The 14,319-nt window shown below is 64.8% G+C and carries 12 protein-coding genes; 11 read left to right on the top strand and 1 reads right to left on the bottom strand.

Annotated elements, in window-relative coordinates; all coding sequences use genetic code 11:
- The first annotated feature begins 31 nt into the window (after positions 1-31).
- The 3 genes from G3N99_RS05455 to G3N99_RS05445 all read left to right on the top strand — a co-directional run bounded on the left by G3N99_RS05455 (position 32) and on the right by G3N99_RS05445 (position 3,218).
- The gene (locus tag G3N99_RS05455) at positions 32-1,231 is read left to right on the top strand and encodes an ABC transporter substrate-binding protein (protein ID WP_011350507.1); all 1,200 of its coding nucleotides are present in this window, start codon (positions 32-34) and stop codon (positions 1,229-1,231) included.
- Positions 1,232-1,359: 128 nt separating this feature from the next.
- On the top strand, positions 1,360-2,244 hold the full coding sequence (locus tag G3N99_RS05450) for a branched-chain amino acid ABC transporter permease (protein ID WP_174940246.1): 885 nt from the start codon (positions 1,360-1,362) through the stop codon (positions 2,242-2,244).
- The gene (locus tag G3N99_RS05445) at positions 2,244-3,218 is read left to right on the top strand and encodes a branched-chain amino acid ABC transporter permease (RefSeq protein WP_174940244.1); all 975 of its coding nucleotides are present in this window, start codon (positions 2,244-2,246) and stop codon (positions 3,216-3,218) included. The genes G3N99_RS05450 and G3N99_RS05445 overlap by 1 nt, the downstream gene beginning before the upstream one ends.
- Positions 3,219-3,724: 506 nt before the next feature.
- Here G3N99_RS05445 and G3N99_RS05440 read toward each other — a convergent pair.
- Complete coding sequence (locus G3N99_RS05440; RefSeq protein ID WP_174939969.1) at positions 3,725-4,009, bottom strand: hypothetical protein; 285 nt, start codon at positions 4,007-4,009, stop codon at positions 3,725-3,727.
- 336 nt (positions 4,010-4,345) lie between these two features.
- Here G3N99_RS05440 and G3N99_RS05435 point away from each other — a divergent pair, with 336 nt between their 5' ends.
- The 8 genes from G3N99_RS05435 to G3N99_RS05400 all read left to right on the top strand — a co-directional run bounded on the left by G3N99_RS05435 (position 4,346) and on the right by G3N99_RS05400 (position 14,318).
- The gene (locus G3N99_RS05435; RefSeq protein WP_011350511.1) at positions 4,346-5,503 is read left to right on the top strand and encodes an ABC transporter substrate-binding protein; all 1,158 of its coding nucleotides are present in this window, start codon (positions 4,346-4,348) and stop codon (positions 5,501-5,503) included.
- Between the two features lie 199 nt (positions 5,504-5,702).
- On the top strand, positions 5,703-6,758 hold the full coding sequence (locus tag G3N99_RS05430) for a branched-chain amino acid ABC transporter permease (RefSeq protein ID WP_174945247.1): 1,056 nt from the start codon (positions 5,703-5,705) through the stop codon (positions 6,756-6,758).
- A 4-nt stretch (positions 6,759-6,762) separates the two neighbouring features.
- Entirely contained in the window at positions 6,763-8,547 is a 1,785-nt protein-coding gene (locus tag G3N99_RS05425; protein ID WP_174940240.1) for a branched-chain amino acid ABC transporter ATP-binding protein/permease, read from the top strand.
- Complete coding sequence (locus G3N99_RS05420) at positions 8,547-9,302, top strand: ABC transporter ATP-binding protein (protein WP_174940238.1); 756 nt, start codon at positions 8,547-8,549, stop codon at positions 9,300-9,302. Before G3N99_RS05425 ends, G3N99_RS05420 begins: the two co-directional genes overlap by 1 nt.
- 601 nt (positions 9,303-9,903) lie before the next feature.
- Positions 9,904-11,874 carry a tRNA uridine-5-carboxymethylaminomethyl(34) synthesis enzyme MnmG gene (mnmG, locus tag G3N99_RS05415; protein WP_206121856.1) on the top strand — a complete coding sequence of 657 codons (1,971 nt, stop codon included), beginning with the start codon at positions 9,904-9,906 and terminating at the stop codon, positions 11,872-11,874.
- The gene (gene rsmG, locus G3N99_RS05410; protein WP_174940234.1) at positions 11,871-12,557 is read left to right on the top strand and encodes a 16S rRNA (guanine(527)-N(7))-methyltransferase RsmG; all 687 of its coding nucleotides are present in this window, start codon (positions 11,871-11,873) and stop codon (positions 12,555-12,557) included. Before mnmG ends, rsmG begins: the two co-directional genes overlap by 4 nt.
- A gap of 56 nt (positions 12,558-12,613) precedes the next feature.
- Complete coding sequence (locus G3N99_RS05405) at positions 12,614-13,393, top strand: AAA family ATPase (RefSeq protein ID WP_174940232.1); 780 nt, start codon at positions 12,614-12,616, stop codon at positions 13,391-13,393.
- 31 nt (positions 13,394-13,424) lie between these two features.
- Positions 13,425-14,318 carry a ParB/RepB/Spo0J family partition protein gene (locus tag G3N99_RS05400; protein ID WP_041492996.1) on the top strand — a complete coding sequence of 298 codons (894 nt, stop codon included), beginning with the start codon at positions 13,425-13,427 and terminating at the stop codon, positions 14,316-14,318.
- The last annotated feature ends 1 nt before the right edge of the window (position 14,319 follow it).

Here is a 14,319-nt window from a genome sequence, read left to right as displayed (position 1 = left end):
CCACAACGCATCAGAACAACAGGAGACGTCAATGAAAATGAAGACCCTCGCACACGCCTGTCTCGCGCTCGCGACTGCCGCGTTCACCGCCGGCGCCGCGCAGGCCGCGGATACCGTGAAGATCGGCTTCATCACCGACATGTCGGGGCTTTACGCGGATATCGACGGGCAGGGCGGTCTCGAAGCGATCCGCATGGCGGTCGCCGATTTCGGCGGCAAGGTGCTCGGCAAGCCGATCGAGGTCGTCTATGCCGATCACCAGAACAAGGCCGACATCGCCGCGTCGAAGGCGCGTGAATGGATGGATCGCGGCGGGCTCGACCTGCTGGTCGGCGGCACGAACTCCGCCACTGCGCTGTCGATGAACCAGGTCGCGGCCGAGAAGAAGAAGGTCTACATCAACATCGGCGCGGGCGCCGACACGCTGACGAACGAGCAGTGCACGCCGTACACGGTCCACTATGCATACGACACGATGGCGCTTGCGAAGGGCACCGGTTCGGCGGTGGTGAAGCAGGGCGGCAAGACGTGGTTCTTCCTGACCGCCGATTACGCATTCGGCAAGGCGCTCGAGAAGAACACGTCGGATGTCGTGAAGGCGAACGGCGGCCAGGTGCTCGGTACGGTGCGCCACCCGCTGTCCGCGTCGGATTTCTCGTCGTTCCTGCTGCAGGCGCAGGCGTCGAAGGCGCAGATCCTCGGCCTCGCGAACGCGGGCGGCGACACGATCAACTCGATCAAGGCCGCGAAGGAATTCGGCATCACGAAGACGATGAAGCTCGCGGCGCTGCTGATGTTCATCGACGACGTGCACAGCCTCGGCCTCGAGACGACGCAGGGCCTCGTACTGACCGACAGCTGGTACTGGAACCGTGACGCGGCGTCGCGCCAGTGGGCGCAGCGCTACTTCGGCAAGATGAAGAAGATGCCGTCGAGCCTGCAGGCGGCCGACTACTCGTCGGTGACGACCTACCTGAAGGCCGTCCAGGCCGCCGGCACGACCGATTCCGACAAGGTGATGGCCGAGCTGAAGAAGATCAAGATCAACGACTTCTACGCGAAGGGCTACATCCGCACGGACGGCAGCATGATCCACGACATGTACCTGATGGAAGTGAAGAAGCCGTCGGAGTCGAAGGAGCCGTGGGATTACTACAAGGTGCTCGCGACGATTCCGGGCGAACAGGCGTTCGGGACCAAGCAGGAATCGCGCTGCGCGTTGTGGAAGTAAGCAGGGCGTAGCGGCGCGCACGGGCGCGCCGCTCGGTGGCGGCTGCAGCGATGTGCCCGCTGCGCCGCCTGCGTACGCGACGCTAGAAGGTTGCGTGCGCAACGAAACTCATTCTGACGGCTAAGTCGATGGAAATCTTTGGCATTCCGTTGCCGGCGATGCTGAGCCAGTTGCTGCTCGGGCTCGTCAACGGCTCGTTCTACGCGATCCTGAGCCTCGGGCTCGCGGTGATCTTCGGGCTGCTCAACGTGATCAACTTCGCGCACGGCGCGCTGTTCATGCTGGGTGCGATGCTCGCGTGGATGGGCATGTCGTATTTCGGGTTGCCGTACTGGGCGATGCTCGTGATCGCGCCGCTGGTGGTCGGCGCGTTCGGGATCCTGATCGAGCGCTCGATGCTGCGCTGGCTGTACAAGCTCGATCACCTGTACGGGCTGCTGCTCACGTTCGGGCTCACGCTGGTCGTCGAAGGCGTGTTCCGGTCGATCTACGGTTCGTCCGGCCAGCCGTACGACGTGCCGTCGCAGCTGTCCGGCGCCACCAACCTCGGCTTCATGTTCCTGCCGAACTACCGCGCGTGGGTCGTCGTCGCATCGCTCGCGGTGTGTCTCGCGACGTGGTTCGTGATCGAGAAGACGCGCCTGGGCGCCTACCTGCGCGCGGGCACCGAGAATCCGAAGCTCGTCGAGGCATTCGGCGTGAACGTGCCGATGATGATCACGCTCACCTACGGCTTCGGCGTCGCGCTCGCGGCGTTCGCGGGCGTGCTGGCCGCGCCGGTGATCCAGGTGTCGCCGCTGATGGGGCAGCCGATGATCATCACCGTGTTCGCGGTGGTTGTGATCGGCGGGATGGGCTCGATCCTCGGCTCGATCGTCACGGGCCTGCTGCTCGGCGTGATCGAGGGTTTCACGCGCGTGTTCTACCCCGAAGCGTCGGCCACCGTCGTGTTCGTGATCATGGCGATCGTGCTGCTGTTCCGCCCGGCGGGCCTCTTCGGCAAGGAAAAATGATGCAGAGAAAAGTGCTCTACGGCGCGCTGCTCGCCGCACTGCTCGCCGCGCCGTTCATCGGCGCGTACCCGGTGTTCGTGATGAAGGTGCTCACGTTCGCGCTGTTCGCGGCCGCGTTCAACCTGCTGATCGGCTATACGGGGCTGCTGTCGTTCGGCCATGCGATGTTCCTCGCGACCGCCGGCTATGCGACCGGCTATTCGATACAGACGCTCGGTTTCACGCCGGAACTCGGCGTGCTGGTCGGTACCGTTGCCGCGACGCTGCTCGGGCTCGTCGTCGGGCTGTTCGCGATCCGGCGGCAGGGCATCTACTTCGCGATGATCACGCTCGCGTTCGCGCAGATGGTCTACTTCATCTACCTGCAGGCGCCGTTCACGCACGGCGAGGACGGGCTGCAGGGCGTGCCGCGCGGCCACCTGTTCGGGCTGCTCGACCTGTCGAACGACGTCGCGCTGTACTACGTCGTGCTGGCGGTGGTCGTAGCCGCATGCGCGTTCATCGTGCGGGTCGTGCATTCGCCGTTCGGCCAGGTGCTCGTCGCGATCAAGGAGAACGAAGCGCGCGCGATCTCGCTCGGCTACGACACCGACCGCTTCAAGCTGCTCGCGTTCATCCTGTCGGCGGGCATCGCGGGGCTGGCCGGTTCGCTGAAGGTGCTCGTGCTCGGCTTCGAGACGCTGTCTGACGCGTACTGGACGATGTCGGGGCTCGTCGTGCTGATGACGCTCGTCGGCGGGATGGGCACGCTGTTCGGGCCGCTGCTGGGCGCGGCGCTGATCGTCGCGCTGGAAGACCGGCTCGGCGACATCGGCGAATGGCTCGCATCGACGACGGGCGTCGCGTGGTTCCATTCGCTCGGCGAATCGGCGACGATCGTCACGGGGCTGATCTTCATCGCATGCGTGCTCGCGTTCCGGCGCGGCATCGTCGGCGAAATGGTCGCGCGGATCAAGCCGCTCAGGGCGTCCTGAATGCGTGCGGCGCGCGTCACCGGGCGTTGATGCGAAGCACCATCCGGCATGCTCCGGAAGGGCGTCGCAGCGGGCTCGGGCCGGCGCCACGCGGCAGGCTGGTGCCCCATTTTCGTGCGGCGATGCACCATAGGGGTAAATGCTAAGTTGTCGCAGTGTGAAAGGTCCTTTAATCTTCGTCCTAGTTCTGATGCACCGCGAAACGAATTTGCAGGTGGAGAACGAGGAGACAATCGAGGCACAAAGTGCCCGGACCCCAAAGCGCTGTTGGACGGAATCCAACAGCGCTTTTTCATTTGCGTGCACGGATTTCCACCGATGGTGCATCGGCCTGCGCGATTGCCGTATTCCGCGCTTGCGTTCGCACCGCGTTTCTTCCGCGCTTCGCCGCGTCCCCCCGTTTTCCACTTTCCGCTTTCCCGCGATTCGTTCGCAGACGATGCGCAGCCGTGCGCTGCGCCGTTCGGGCTAACCCGGTTGGCGTGCACAAAACGCGTCCGTTACACTCAGCTTTCGCCGACCGCGCGGTCGGGAAAATCGGTCGGCAGTTCTCCTACAAGCAGAATGCAGAAGAGGGAGTACGGTTGGATGAGCAGCGCAGGACGAAGGATCGGGGCAGGAAGGGCGGCTGGTGCCGTTCGTTCGTCGTGGGGTTGGGCTGCCGTCGCGGCGGCCTTTCCGAGCCGTTCTGCGGCCTGTAGGCGCGTTCCGGCGCCATCGCCGGTCGTTGCGTGCGCATCCGTATCGATATTCGCATCCGCACTCGCATGAGCGGCCGGCTTCCCGATCATGTGCTTCTTGCGGGCCTGGCCGCATCAGGCCGGATCGACGTGCCTTTCCTTGATCGTTGCGCATACATCGATTTCCCGCACGATTCCGCATTTCTCCGCTTTCTTCATCCAGACGACACCGCTGCTGCGCATCGTGACGATCGAACGACCGTTTCGACCGCCGGCTGGTGCGTCCGCGCGCGGCGCTGTCCGTGCGTGGTTGAAGGTGAGGTGTTTCACGGGAAAACGAGCGTAGGCGTGGCAAGGCGAGATAGTTAAATTATTAACTTGTTTTGGGGACCGGGAGCCGCCCGAGCGACCCGTGGCTTTTTCGAGCAGCGTTTGGAGACAACGTAAATGAAGATGAATCGATGGATGGAGGCCGTGCTCGCCGCGGGCCTCGTGTGTGCGGCGGCAACGGCGTCGGCGCAGGTGAAGATCGGCGTGACGCTGTCGGCCACCGGGCCGGCCGCGTCGCTCGGGATTCCGGAAAAGAACACGATCGCGCTGCTGCCGAAGGAAATCGCCGGCAAGAGCGTGCAGTACATCGTGCTCGACGACGCATCCGACACGAGCCGCGCGGTGCAGAACGTGCGCAAGCTGATCGATGAAGATCACGTCGACGCGATCATCGGTTCGTCCGTCACGCCGAACTCGCTCGCGATGCTCGACCCCGTGTCGCAGGGCAAGACGCCGACGATCTCGCTCGCGGCGAGCGCCCAGATCATCTCGCCGATGGACGCGAAGCGCGCGTGGATGTTCAAGGTGCCGCAGAACGACCAGCTGATGGCCGACGCGATCGCCGGCTACATGGCGAAGCACGGCGTGAAGACGGTCGGCTTCATCGGCTTCGCCGATGCGTACGGCGACAGCTGGTACAAAACGTTCGACGCGGCGGCCGCGAAGAACGGCCTGAAGGTCGTGTCGAACGAGCGCTACAACCGCACCGACGCATCGGTGATGGGGCAGGTGCTGAAGCTGATGGGCTCGAACCCGGATGCGGTGCTGATCGCCGGCTCGGGCACGCCGGCGGCGCTGCCGGCGAAGACGCTGAAGGAGCGCGGCTACAAGGGCAAGGTGTACCAGACGCACGGCGTCGCGAACAACGACTTCCTGCGCGTGTGCGGCAAGGACTGCGAAGGCGAGATCCTGCCCGCCGGCCCGGTGCTCGTGACCGACCAGCTGCCCGATTCGAATCCGGTGAAGAAGCCGGCGCTCGGCTACAAGGCCGCGTACGAGAAGGCGTACGGCGCGGGCTCGCTCGCGACGTTCGGCGGCCATGCGTGGGATGCCGGGCTGCTGCTGCAGCGTGCGATTCCGGAAGCGCTGAAGAAGGGCCAGCCGGGCACCGAGGCGTTCCGCGAGGCGCTGCGCGCGTCGATCGAGAACGTGAAGGACCTGCCCGTGTCGCACGGCGTGATCAACATGACGCCGACCGATCACAATGGCTTCGACACGCGTGCGCGCGTGATGGTGCAGATCGTCGACGGCAAGTGGAAGCTGCAGGCCGAGTAAGCATCACGTGAAACCGGCGTGCGCGGCGCGAATGGCGCCGTGCATGCCGTCGGCAGGGCGCCGGGCCTGACGGGCCCGCGACCGTGCCGCCTGGAACCGCCGGGGCCGCCTGCATGGCGCCCGACGCGTCGACCCTGCCGTCCGCGCCCCGGCCGTCCCGTCTTTCGTTTCTCCGCAGCATTCTCGATACACGAAACGTATGGATCTCTCGATTGCAGCGATCCTCGCGCAAGACGGCATCACGACCGGCGCCATATATGCATTGCTGTCGCTGGCGCTCGTGCTGGTATTTTCCGTCACGCGGGTGATCTTCATTCCCCAGGGCGAATTCGTCGCCTACGGTGCGCTGACGCTTGCCGCGTTGCAGGCGCAGAAATTTCCCGCCACCTGCTGGCTGTTGTTCGTGATGGGCATCGCGTGCTTCCTGCTCGAAGTCGGCGGCCTGATCCGCCATCGCGAACGGCGCCATCAGCTCGGCCGCACGCTTGCGACACTCGGCAGCCGCTACATCCTGCTGCCGCTCGCGGTGTTCGCGATCACGCGCAGCTTCGCCGTGCAGCCGCTGCCGATGCTGGCGCAGATCGCACTGACGCTCGCGATCGTCGTGCCGATGGGGCCGTTCGTCTACCGGCTCGTGTACCAGCCGATCGCCGAAGGCACGACGTTGCTGCTGCTGATCGTGTCGGTCGCCGTCCACTTCGCGATGGTCGGCCTCGGGCTCGTGATGTTCGGCGCGGAAGGTTCGCGCACCAACGGCTTCTCGGATGCGTCGCTGTCGATCGGCAGCATGACCGTGTCGGTGCAGAGCATCCTGGTCGTCGTGACGGCGCTCGTGCTGATCGGCGCGCTCTATGTGTACTTCGGCCGCACGATCGCAGGCAAGGCGCTGCGCGCGACGTCGGTGAACCGTCTCGGCGCGCGGCTCGTCGGTATCGGCACGACCGAGGCAGGGCGGCTCGCGTTCACGTTCGCGGCGGGGCTCGGCGTGTTGTGCGGGATCCTCGTCGGCCCGTTGACGACGATCTACTACGACTCGGGCTTCCTGATCGGCCTGAAGGGTTTCGTCGGCGCGATCATCGGCGGGCTTGTCAGCTATCCGCTCGCGGCCGCCGGCTCGCTGCTCGTCGGCGTGCTTGAATCGTATTCGTCGTTCTGGGCGAGCGCCTACAAGGAGGTGATCGTGTTCACGCTGATCATTCCGGTGCTGCTGTGGCGGAGCTTCGCCACGCCGCACGCGGAAGAGGAAGAGGAGTGACGCGATGAAGACGATGGTACGCAACAAGACCTTCTGGGTGTTTCTCGTGGTGCTGTTCGCGCTGCCGGTGCTGCCCGGCGCGCTGCAGGTGCCTGAATACTGGATCACGCTGCTGAACTACATCGGCCTCTACGCGATCGTCGCGATCGGCCTCGTGCTGCTCACGGGGGTCGGCGGGATGACGAGCTTCGGGCAGGCCGCGTTCGTCGGCATCGGCGCCTATGCGACCGCGCTCCTGACGACGCGCTACGGCGTGTCGCCGTGGCTCGCGCTGATCGTCGGCGTCGTGCTGACGGCGCTCGTCGCGCTCGTGCTCGGCGCGGTCACGATGCGGCTGTCCGGCCACTTCCTGCCGCTCGGCACGATCGCGTGGGGCCTCGCGCTGTTCTACCTGTTCGGCAACCTCGAACTGCTCGGCAAGTACGACGGGATCAACGGGATTCCGGTGCTGAACCTGTTCGGCATCGAGCTAGAAAGCGGGCGCAGCCTGTACTTCCTGATCTGGGCCGTCGTGCTGGCCGCGATCGTGTCGGTGCAGAACCTGCTGAACAGCCGCCCGGGCCGCGCGATTCGCGCGCTGCGCGGCGGTGGCGTGATGGCCGAGGCGATGGGCGTGAACACCGCGTGGATGCGCGTCGTGATCTTCGTCTATGCGGCCGTGCTCGCGGCCGTATCGGGCTTCCTGTACGCGCACCTGCAGCGTGCGGTGAACCCGACGCCGTTCGGGCTGAACCACGGGATCGAGTTCCTGTTCATGGCCGTGGTGGGCGGCGTGTCGCACGTGTGGGGCGCGGTGCTCGGTGCGGCGATCCTGACCGTGCTGCAGGACTACCTGCAGACGCTGCTGCCGAAGCTGCTCGGCTCGGAAGGCAACTTCGAGATCATCGTGTTCGGCGTGCTGATGGTGCTGCTGCTGCAGTACGCACGCCAGGGCGTGTGGCCGTTCGTCGCCAGGCTGTTCCCCCGCGGGCCGCGTGCGCACGTGCCCGAGCATGCCGATCCGTTGCCGCAACGTGCGAAGCCGACGGCCGGCGAGCCGCTGCTCGTCGTCGACAACGCGCGCAAGCAGTTCGGCGGGCTCGTGGCCGTCAATGACGTCAGCTTCGATGTGAAAGCGGGGCAGATCATCGGGCTGATCGGCCCGAACGGCGCCGGCAAGTCGACCACGTTCAACCTCGTGACGGGCGTGCTGAAGCCGACGGGCGGCACGATCACGTTCCGTGGCGAGCGCATCGACGGGCTGACATCGCGCCAGATCGTTCGCCGCGGCATCGGCCGGACGTTCCAGCACGTGAAGCTGTTGCCGGCGATGACGGTGCTCGAGAACGTCGCGATCGGTGCGCACCTTCGCGGCCGTACCGGTGTGTGGCGCAGCGTCGCGCGGCTCAATGCCCACGAGGAAGCGCAGTTGCTGGCCGAAGCCGCACAGCAGATCCGCCGGGTCGGGCTCGAAAAGCACATGTACGACGAAGCGGGCAGTCTCGCGCTGGGCCAGCAGCGGATTCTCGAAATCGCACGGGCGCTGTGCTGCGACCCGACGCTGTTGCTGCTCGACGAGCCGGCCGCCGGGCTGCGTTATCAGGAGAAGCAGCAACTCGCCGACCTGCTGCGGCGGCTGAAGGCGGAAGGTATGAGCGTGTTGCTCGTGGAACACGACATGGATTTCGTGATGAACCTCACCGACCGGCTGGTGGTGATGGAATTCGGCACGCGGATCGCGGAAGGGCTGCCGCAGGATGTGCAGCAGGACCCGGCCGTGCTCGAAGCGTATCTGGGCGGGGTGGAGTGATGACGGACACGACGATGCCGATTCTCGAAGTGAGCGGGCTGGCGGTCCGGTACGGGAAGGTCGAGGCGCTGCATGGCGCGGCGATCAAGGTTGGTGCGGGGCAGATCGTCAGCGTGATCGGCCCGAACGGGGCTGGCAAATCGACGCTGTTGAACGCGATCATGGGCGCGCTGCCGGTGACCGGGCATGCTTCGGGCGCGGTCGTGTATCGCGGTCACGATGTCGGTGCGTTGCCGGTGGAGCAGCGCGTCGCGCGCGGGATGTGCCTCGTACCGGAAAAGCGTGAGCTGTTCAGCACGATGACGGTCGAAGACAACCTCGTGCTCGGTGCGTATCGGCGCAAGCAGGCCGGTGAAGCGAACTTCCTCGACCAGCTCGATCACGTGTTCGCGCTGTTTCCGCGGCTGAAGGAGCGGCGCAAGCAGGCAGCGGGCACGTTGTCCGGCGGCGAGCGGCAGATGCTCGCGGTTGGCCGCGCGCTGATGGGCAAGCCCGACCTGCTGATGCTCGACGAGCCGAGCCTCGGGCTGGCGCCGCTGATCGTGAAGGAGATCTTTCATATCATCAGCGCGTTGCGCGGTACGGGTGTGGCGACGCTGCTGATCGAGCAGAATGCGCGGGCGGCGCTGCAGATTTCCGACTACGGCTACGTGCTGGAGACGGGGGAGTTTGCGCTGGAAGGGCCGGCGGCGGAACTTGCGCAGAATCCGCGCGTGATCGAAACGTACCTCGGGTTGGCGAAGAAAACGGCTTGATCGTAGGTGCGGTTGGCGGGAAACGGGCGGCGTGTTTCACGTGAAACACGCCGTTTTTGTTTTTGGGGTGAGATGTGATGCCGATACATCCACAGTTAACAACCAGGGGATAAGTGCCGGAGGAACAATCAAAAGCGCTGTGCGTTAGCAGTGGCTGAGGTGTCCACGGCACAGATGACGATTCGGTATGTCGCTCGTGGGAGGTTGCCGCTTGTTCCACAGGCCGACGATGTGCCGCGTCACAGGGGATAAGTATCGAGCGAACCGACGGAAATTCTGTGAGGAAGAGGGTGGGTGTGGTCGCACAGAGTGTTTCGTCCGGGAAGTTGGGTGGGCACAGGCCTCGAACGGGTTGTATGTTCCACGTGAAATTTCCCGACAAATGGATCTCTGCACAGGTGCAACGATGTGCGGCAGGCGGGCTGGAAGCTTTGCGGAAGTGGGCCCTGGACCACAGATTCATCTGGCCATCGCCGAAAAATCGTCGAATTGCACAGACCCTACCATTCGGACGGCATTCGGGTGAAAAGCGAACCCGCTATAATTCGGCCCATACATTTCTCAGATAGGTTCGTGCGCAGTCCTGCGGACGGAATCCACCATGCTTTTTCCCACAGAATTTGACGTCATCGTCGTCGGTGGCGGTCATGCCGGCACCGAAGCCGCGCTGGCGTCCGCCCGCATGGGCGCAAAGACACTGCTGCTGACCCACAACATCGAAACGCTTGGGCAGATGAGCTGCAATCCGTCGATCGGCGGCATTGGCAAGGGCCATCTGGTCAAGGAAGTCGATGCGCTGGGCGGCGCAATGGCTGCCGCGACGGACGAGAGCGGCATTCAGTTCCGGATCCTCAATTCGTCGAAGGGCCCGGCTGTGCGCGCGACGCGTGCGCAGGCCGATCGCATCCTGTACAAGGCCGCGATCCGTCACCGGCTCGAGAACCAGCCGAACCTCTGGCTGTTCCAGCAGGCCGTCGACGACCTGATGGTCGAAGGCGACCGCGTGGTGGGCGCCGTCACGCAGATCGGCATCCGCTTCCGCGCCCGCGCGGTCGTGCTGACCGCCGGTACGTTCCTCGACGGCAAGATCCACGTCGGCCTGAACAACTACACGGGCGGTCGCGCGGGCGATCCGGCGGCCGTGTCGCTGTCGTCGCGCCTGAAGGAGCTGAAGCTGCCGCAGGGCCGTCTGAAGACCGGTACGCCGCCGCGTATCGATGGCCGTTCGATCGATTTCTCGAAGCTGACCGAACAGCCGGGCGACCTCGATCCGGTCCCCGTCTTCTCGTTCCTGGGGCGTGCGGAGCAGCATCCGCAGCAGCTGCCGTGCTGGGTCACGCACACGAACGAACGCACGCACGACATCATTCGTGGGGGCCTCGACCGTTCGCCTATGTATACAGGCGTGATCGAAGGCGTCGGGCCGCGCTATTGCCCGTCGATCGAGGACAAGATCCACCGGTTCGCATCGAAGGAATCGCACCAGATCTTCCTCGAGCCGGAAGGGCTGACGACCAACGAGTTCTACCCGAACGGGATCTCTACGAGCCTGCCGTTCGACGTCCAGCTCGAGCTCGTGCACTCGATGCTCGGCCTCGAGAACGCGCATATCCTGCGCCCCGGCTACGCGATCGAGTACGACTACTTCGACCCGCGCGCGCTGAAGGCGTCGCTTGAGACGAAGGCGATCAACGGGTTGTTCTTTGCGGGCCAGATCAATGGGACGACCGGCTATGAAGAGGCGGCCGCGCAGGGGCTGCTGGCCGGCCTTAATGCGGGCCGCTACGTGCAGGAGAAGGACGCATGGTGCCCGCGCCGTGACCAGGCGTACCTTGGCGTGCTGGTCGACGATCTCGTAACGCGTGGCGTGGCCGAGCCGTACCGGATGTTCACAAGCCGCGCCGAGTATCGCCTCAGCCTGCGTGAAGACAATGCCGACATGCGCCTGACCGAGGTCGGCCGCGAGCTGGGGCTCGTCGACGACGCGCGCTGGGACGCATTCAGCCGAAAGCGCGACGCTGTTTCACGTGAAACCGAACGCCTGAAGTCGACGTGGGTCACGCCGAAGACGTTGCCGCCGGAAGAAGCGACCGCGCTCCTCGGCAAGGCGATCGATCACGAATACAGCCTCGCCGAGCTGCTGCGCCGCCCGGGTATCAGCTACGACGGCGTGTGTGGCCTGAAGGGGGGCGAATGCGGTTCCGCAGAGCCGCTGGCCGACGATCCGGTGCTGCTCGAGCAGATCAAGGAGCAGGTCGAGATCGGCATCAAGTACCAGGGCTATATCGAGCGTCAGGCCTCTGAGATCGAACGCAACGATGCGAACGAGAACACGCGCCTGCCGGACGGTATCGATTACCGCGAAGTCCGTGGCCTGTCGTTCGAGGTGAGCCAGAAGCTCAACGAGTTCCGACCGGAAACGATCGGGCAGGCATCGCGTATCTCGGGTGTCACGCCGGCCGCGATCTCGCTGCTGATGGTGCACCTGAAGCGCCGCGGCCTGGGCCGCCGTAGTGGCACTGCCGAAGCGGCAACGGAGCAGGGGGACGGCGCCGTCCCGACGCAACAATGACGGCGCGTCGCGCGCCGGCGGTTAATCGGGACGTACTGGAACAGATGCTCGTCGAAGGCACGACGGCGCTCGACCTCGCACTGACGGATGCACAACACAACCAGCTGCTCGACTATGTCGCGCTGCTCGGCAAGTGGAACGCGGTCTACAACCTGACCGCGATCCGCGACCCGAAGCAGATGCTGATCCAGCACATCCTCGATTCGCTCTCCATCGTCTCGCATCTGCGTGGCCGTGCATCGGCCCGTGTGCTCGACGTCGGCTCGGGCGGCGGATTGCCTGGTATCGTGCTGGCGATCGTCGAGCCGGACTGGCAGATCACGCTGAACGATATCGTGCAGAAGAAGTCTGCATTCCAGACTCAGATGCGCGCGGAGCTGAAGCTCGCGAACCTGTCGGTGGTCACCGGGCGGGTCGAATCGCTGCAGCCGGGTGTCGAAGTGCCGGAAAAATTCGACATGATCGTATCCCGCGCTTTCGCGGATCTGTCCGACTTCGTTAAACTTGCTCGACATCTGGTCGCGCCGGGCGGATCGATCTGGGCGATGAAGGGCGTCCATCCGGACGACGAGATTGCGCGATTGCCGGAAGGCAGCCGCGTGAAGCAGACGATACGGCTGGCGGTACCGATGCTCGATGCCGAACGGCATCTGATCGAAGTGACCGTCGACGAGGCGAATTGAAGGGCGGGCGCGCAGTAGCGCGCCGTTTGTTTGAAGGTAAAGGGAACACACCAACGATGGCAAAGATCTTCTGCGTTGCGAACCAGAAGGGGGGCGTCGGCAAGACGACGACATCGGTCAATCTCGCCGCAAGCCTTGCAGCGCAGGAGCAACGAGTCCTGCTGATCGATCTCGACCCGCAGGGTAACGCGACGATGGGCAGCGGGATCGACAAGGCTGCTTGCGAAGCGACCGTGTACGAGGTGCTGGTCGACGGCGTGCCGGTGACCGACGCGCGCATCCGCCCGGACGGCGTCACCTACGACGTGCTGCCTGCGAACCGCGAGCTGTCCGGTGCCGAGATCGAACTGATCAGCATCGACAACCGCGAGCGCCGGCTGAAGGCTGCGCTCGAGCGCGTGGCCGATGACTACGATTTCGTGCTGATCGATTGCCCGCCGACGCTGTCGCTGCTGACGCTGAACGGGCTGTGCGCGGCGCATGGCGTCGTGATTCCGATGCAGTGCGAGTACTTCGCACTGGAAGGGTTGTCGGACCTCGTCAACACGATCAAGCAGGTTCACGCGAACATGAACCGTGACCTGAAGATCATCGGCTTGTTGCGCGTGATGTTCGATCCGCGCATCACGCTGCAGCAGCAAGTCTCCGATCAACTGAAAGCGCACTTCGGCGACAAGGTGTTCGACGCGGTGATTCCGCGTAACGTGCGCCTGGCGGAAGCGCCGAGTTACGGGCTGCCGGGCGTCGTGTTCGACCGCAGCTCGCGCGGTGCGCAAGCGTATCTCCAGTTCGGTGCCGAGATGATCGACCGCGTTCGCGCGTTCGAGGTGTCGTGATCCGGACATGAGCGAAGCGAGGAAGAAAGACATGAACGCGGTACCAAAGAAGAAGGGCTTGGGACGTGGCCTCGAAGCGCTGCTCGGCGGCAGTGCCGATATCACCGAAGCGGTGAAGATCGAAGGGGCACCGAACACGCTCGCGCTCGGCAAGCTGCAGGCCGGCAAGTACCAGCCGCGGACGCGGATGGACGAAGGCAGCCTGCAGGAGCTCGCGGCGAGCATTCGCGCACAGGGCGTGATGCAGCCGATCCTGGTACGGCCCATTTCATCAGACAAATACGAGATCATCGCAGGCGAGCGCCGTTTCCGCGCGGCGCGCCTGGCGGGCCTCGATGAAGTGCCGGTGCTCGTGAAGGATGTATCGGATCAGGCCGCCGCGGCGATGGCGCTGATCGAGAACATCCAGCGCGAGGACCTGAACCCGCTTGAAGAGGCGCATGGTATCCAGCGCCTGCTCGACGAGTTCGGTTTCACGCACGAACAGGCGGCCGAATCGGTCGGCCGTTCGCGCAGCGCGGTGTCGAACCTGCTGCGACTGCTGAACCTGGCTTCGCCGGTGCAGACGATGCTGCTGGCGGGTGATCTCGACATGGGGCATGCGCGCGCGCTGCTCGCCGTCGATGCGGCCACGCAGATCACGCTCGCCCATCAGGTCGTCAACAAGCGCATGTCGGTGCGCGAGACCGAGAAGCTCGTCACGCACACGACGAAGGAAGTGCCGGCCGTGAAGGCGCGCGCGAAGGACGACGGCGGCCGCGATACGCGCCGTCTCGAGGAGGAGTTGTCCGACCTGCTCGCGTCGACGGTGAAGATCAAGCTCGGCCGCCGCGGGCGAGGGCAGGTGACGATCGACTTCGGCAACCTCGACGCGCTCGAGGGCATTCTCGTGCGACTGCGCGGCAACGTCGCAACCGAAGAGTAAC

It is taken from the genome of Burkholderia sp. Ac-20392, assembly GCF_017104585.1.
Classification (GTDB): Bacteria; Pseudomonadota; Gammaproteobacteria; order Burkholderiales; family Burkholderiaceae; genus Burkholderia; species Burkholderia lata.
Note: the sequence above shows the minus strand (reverse complement) of the source record. Positions and strands in the feature narration are given on the sequence as shown.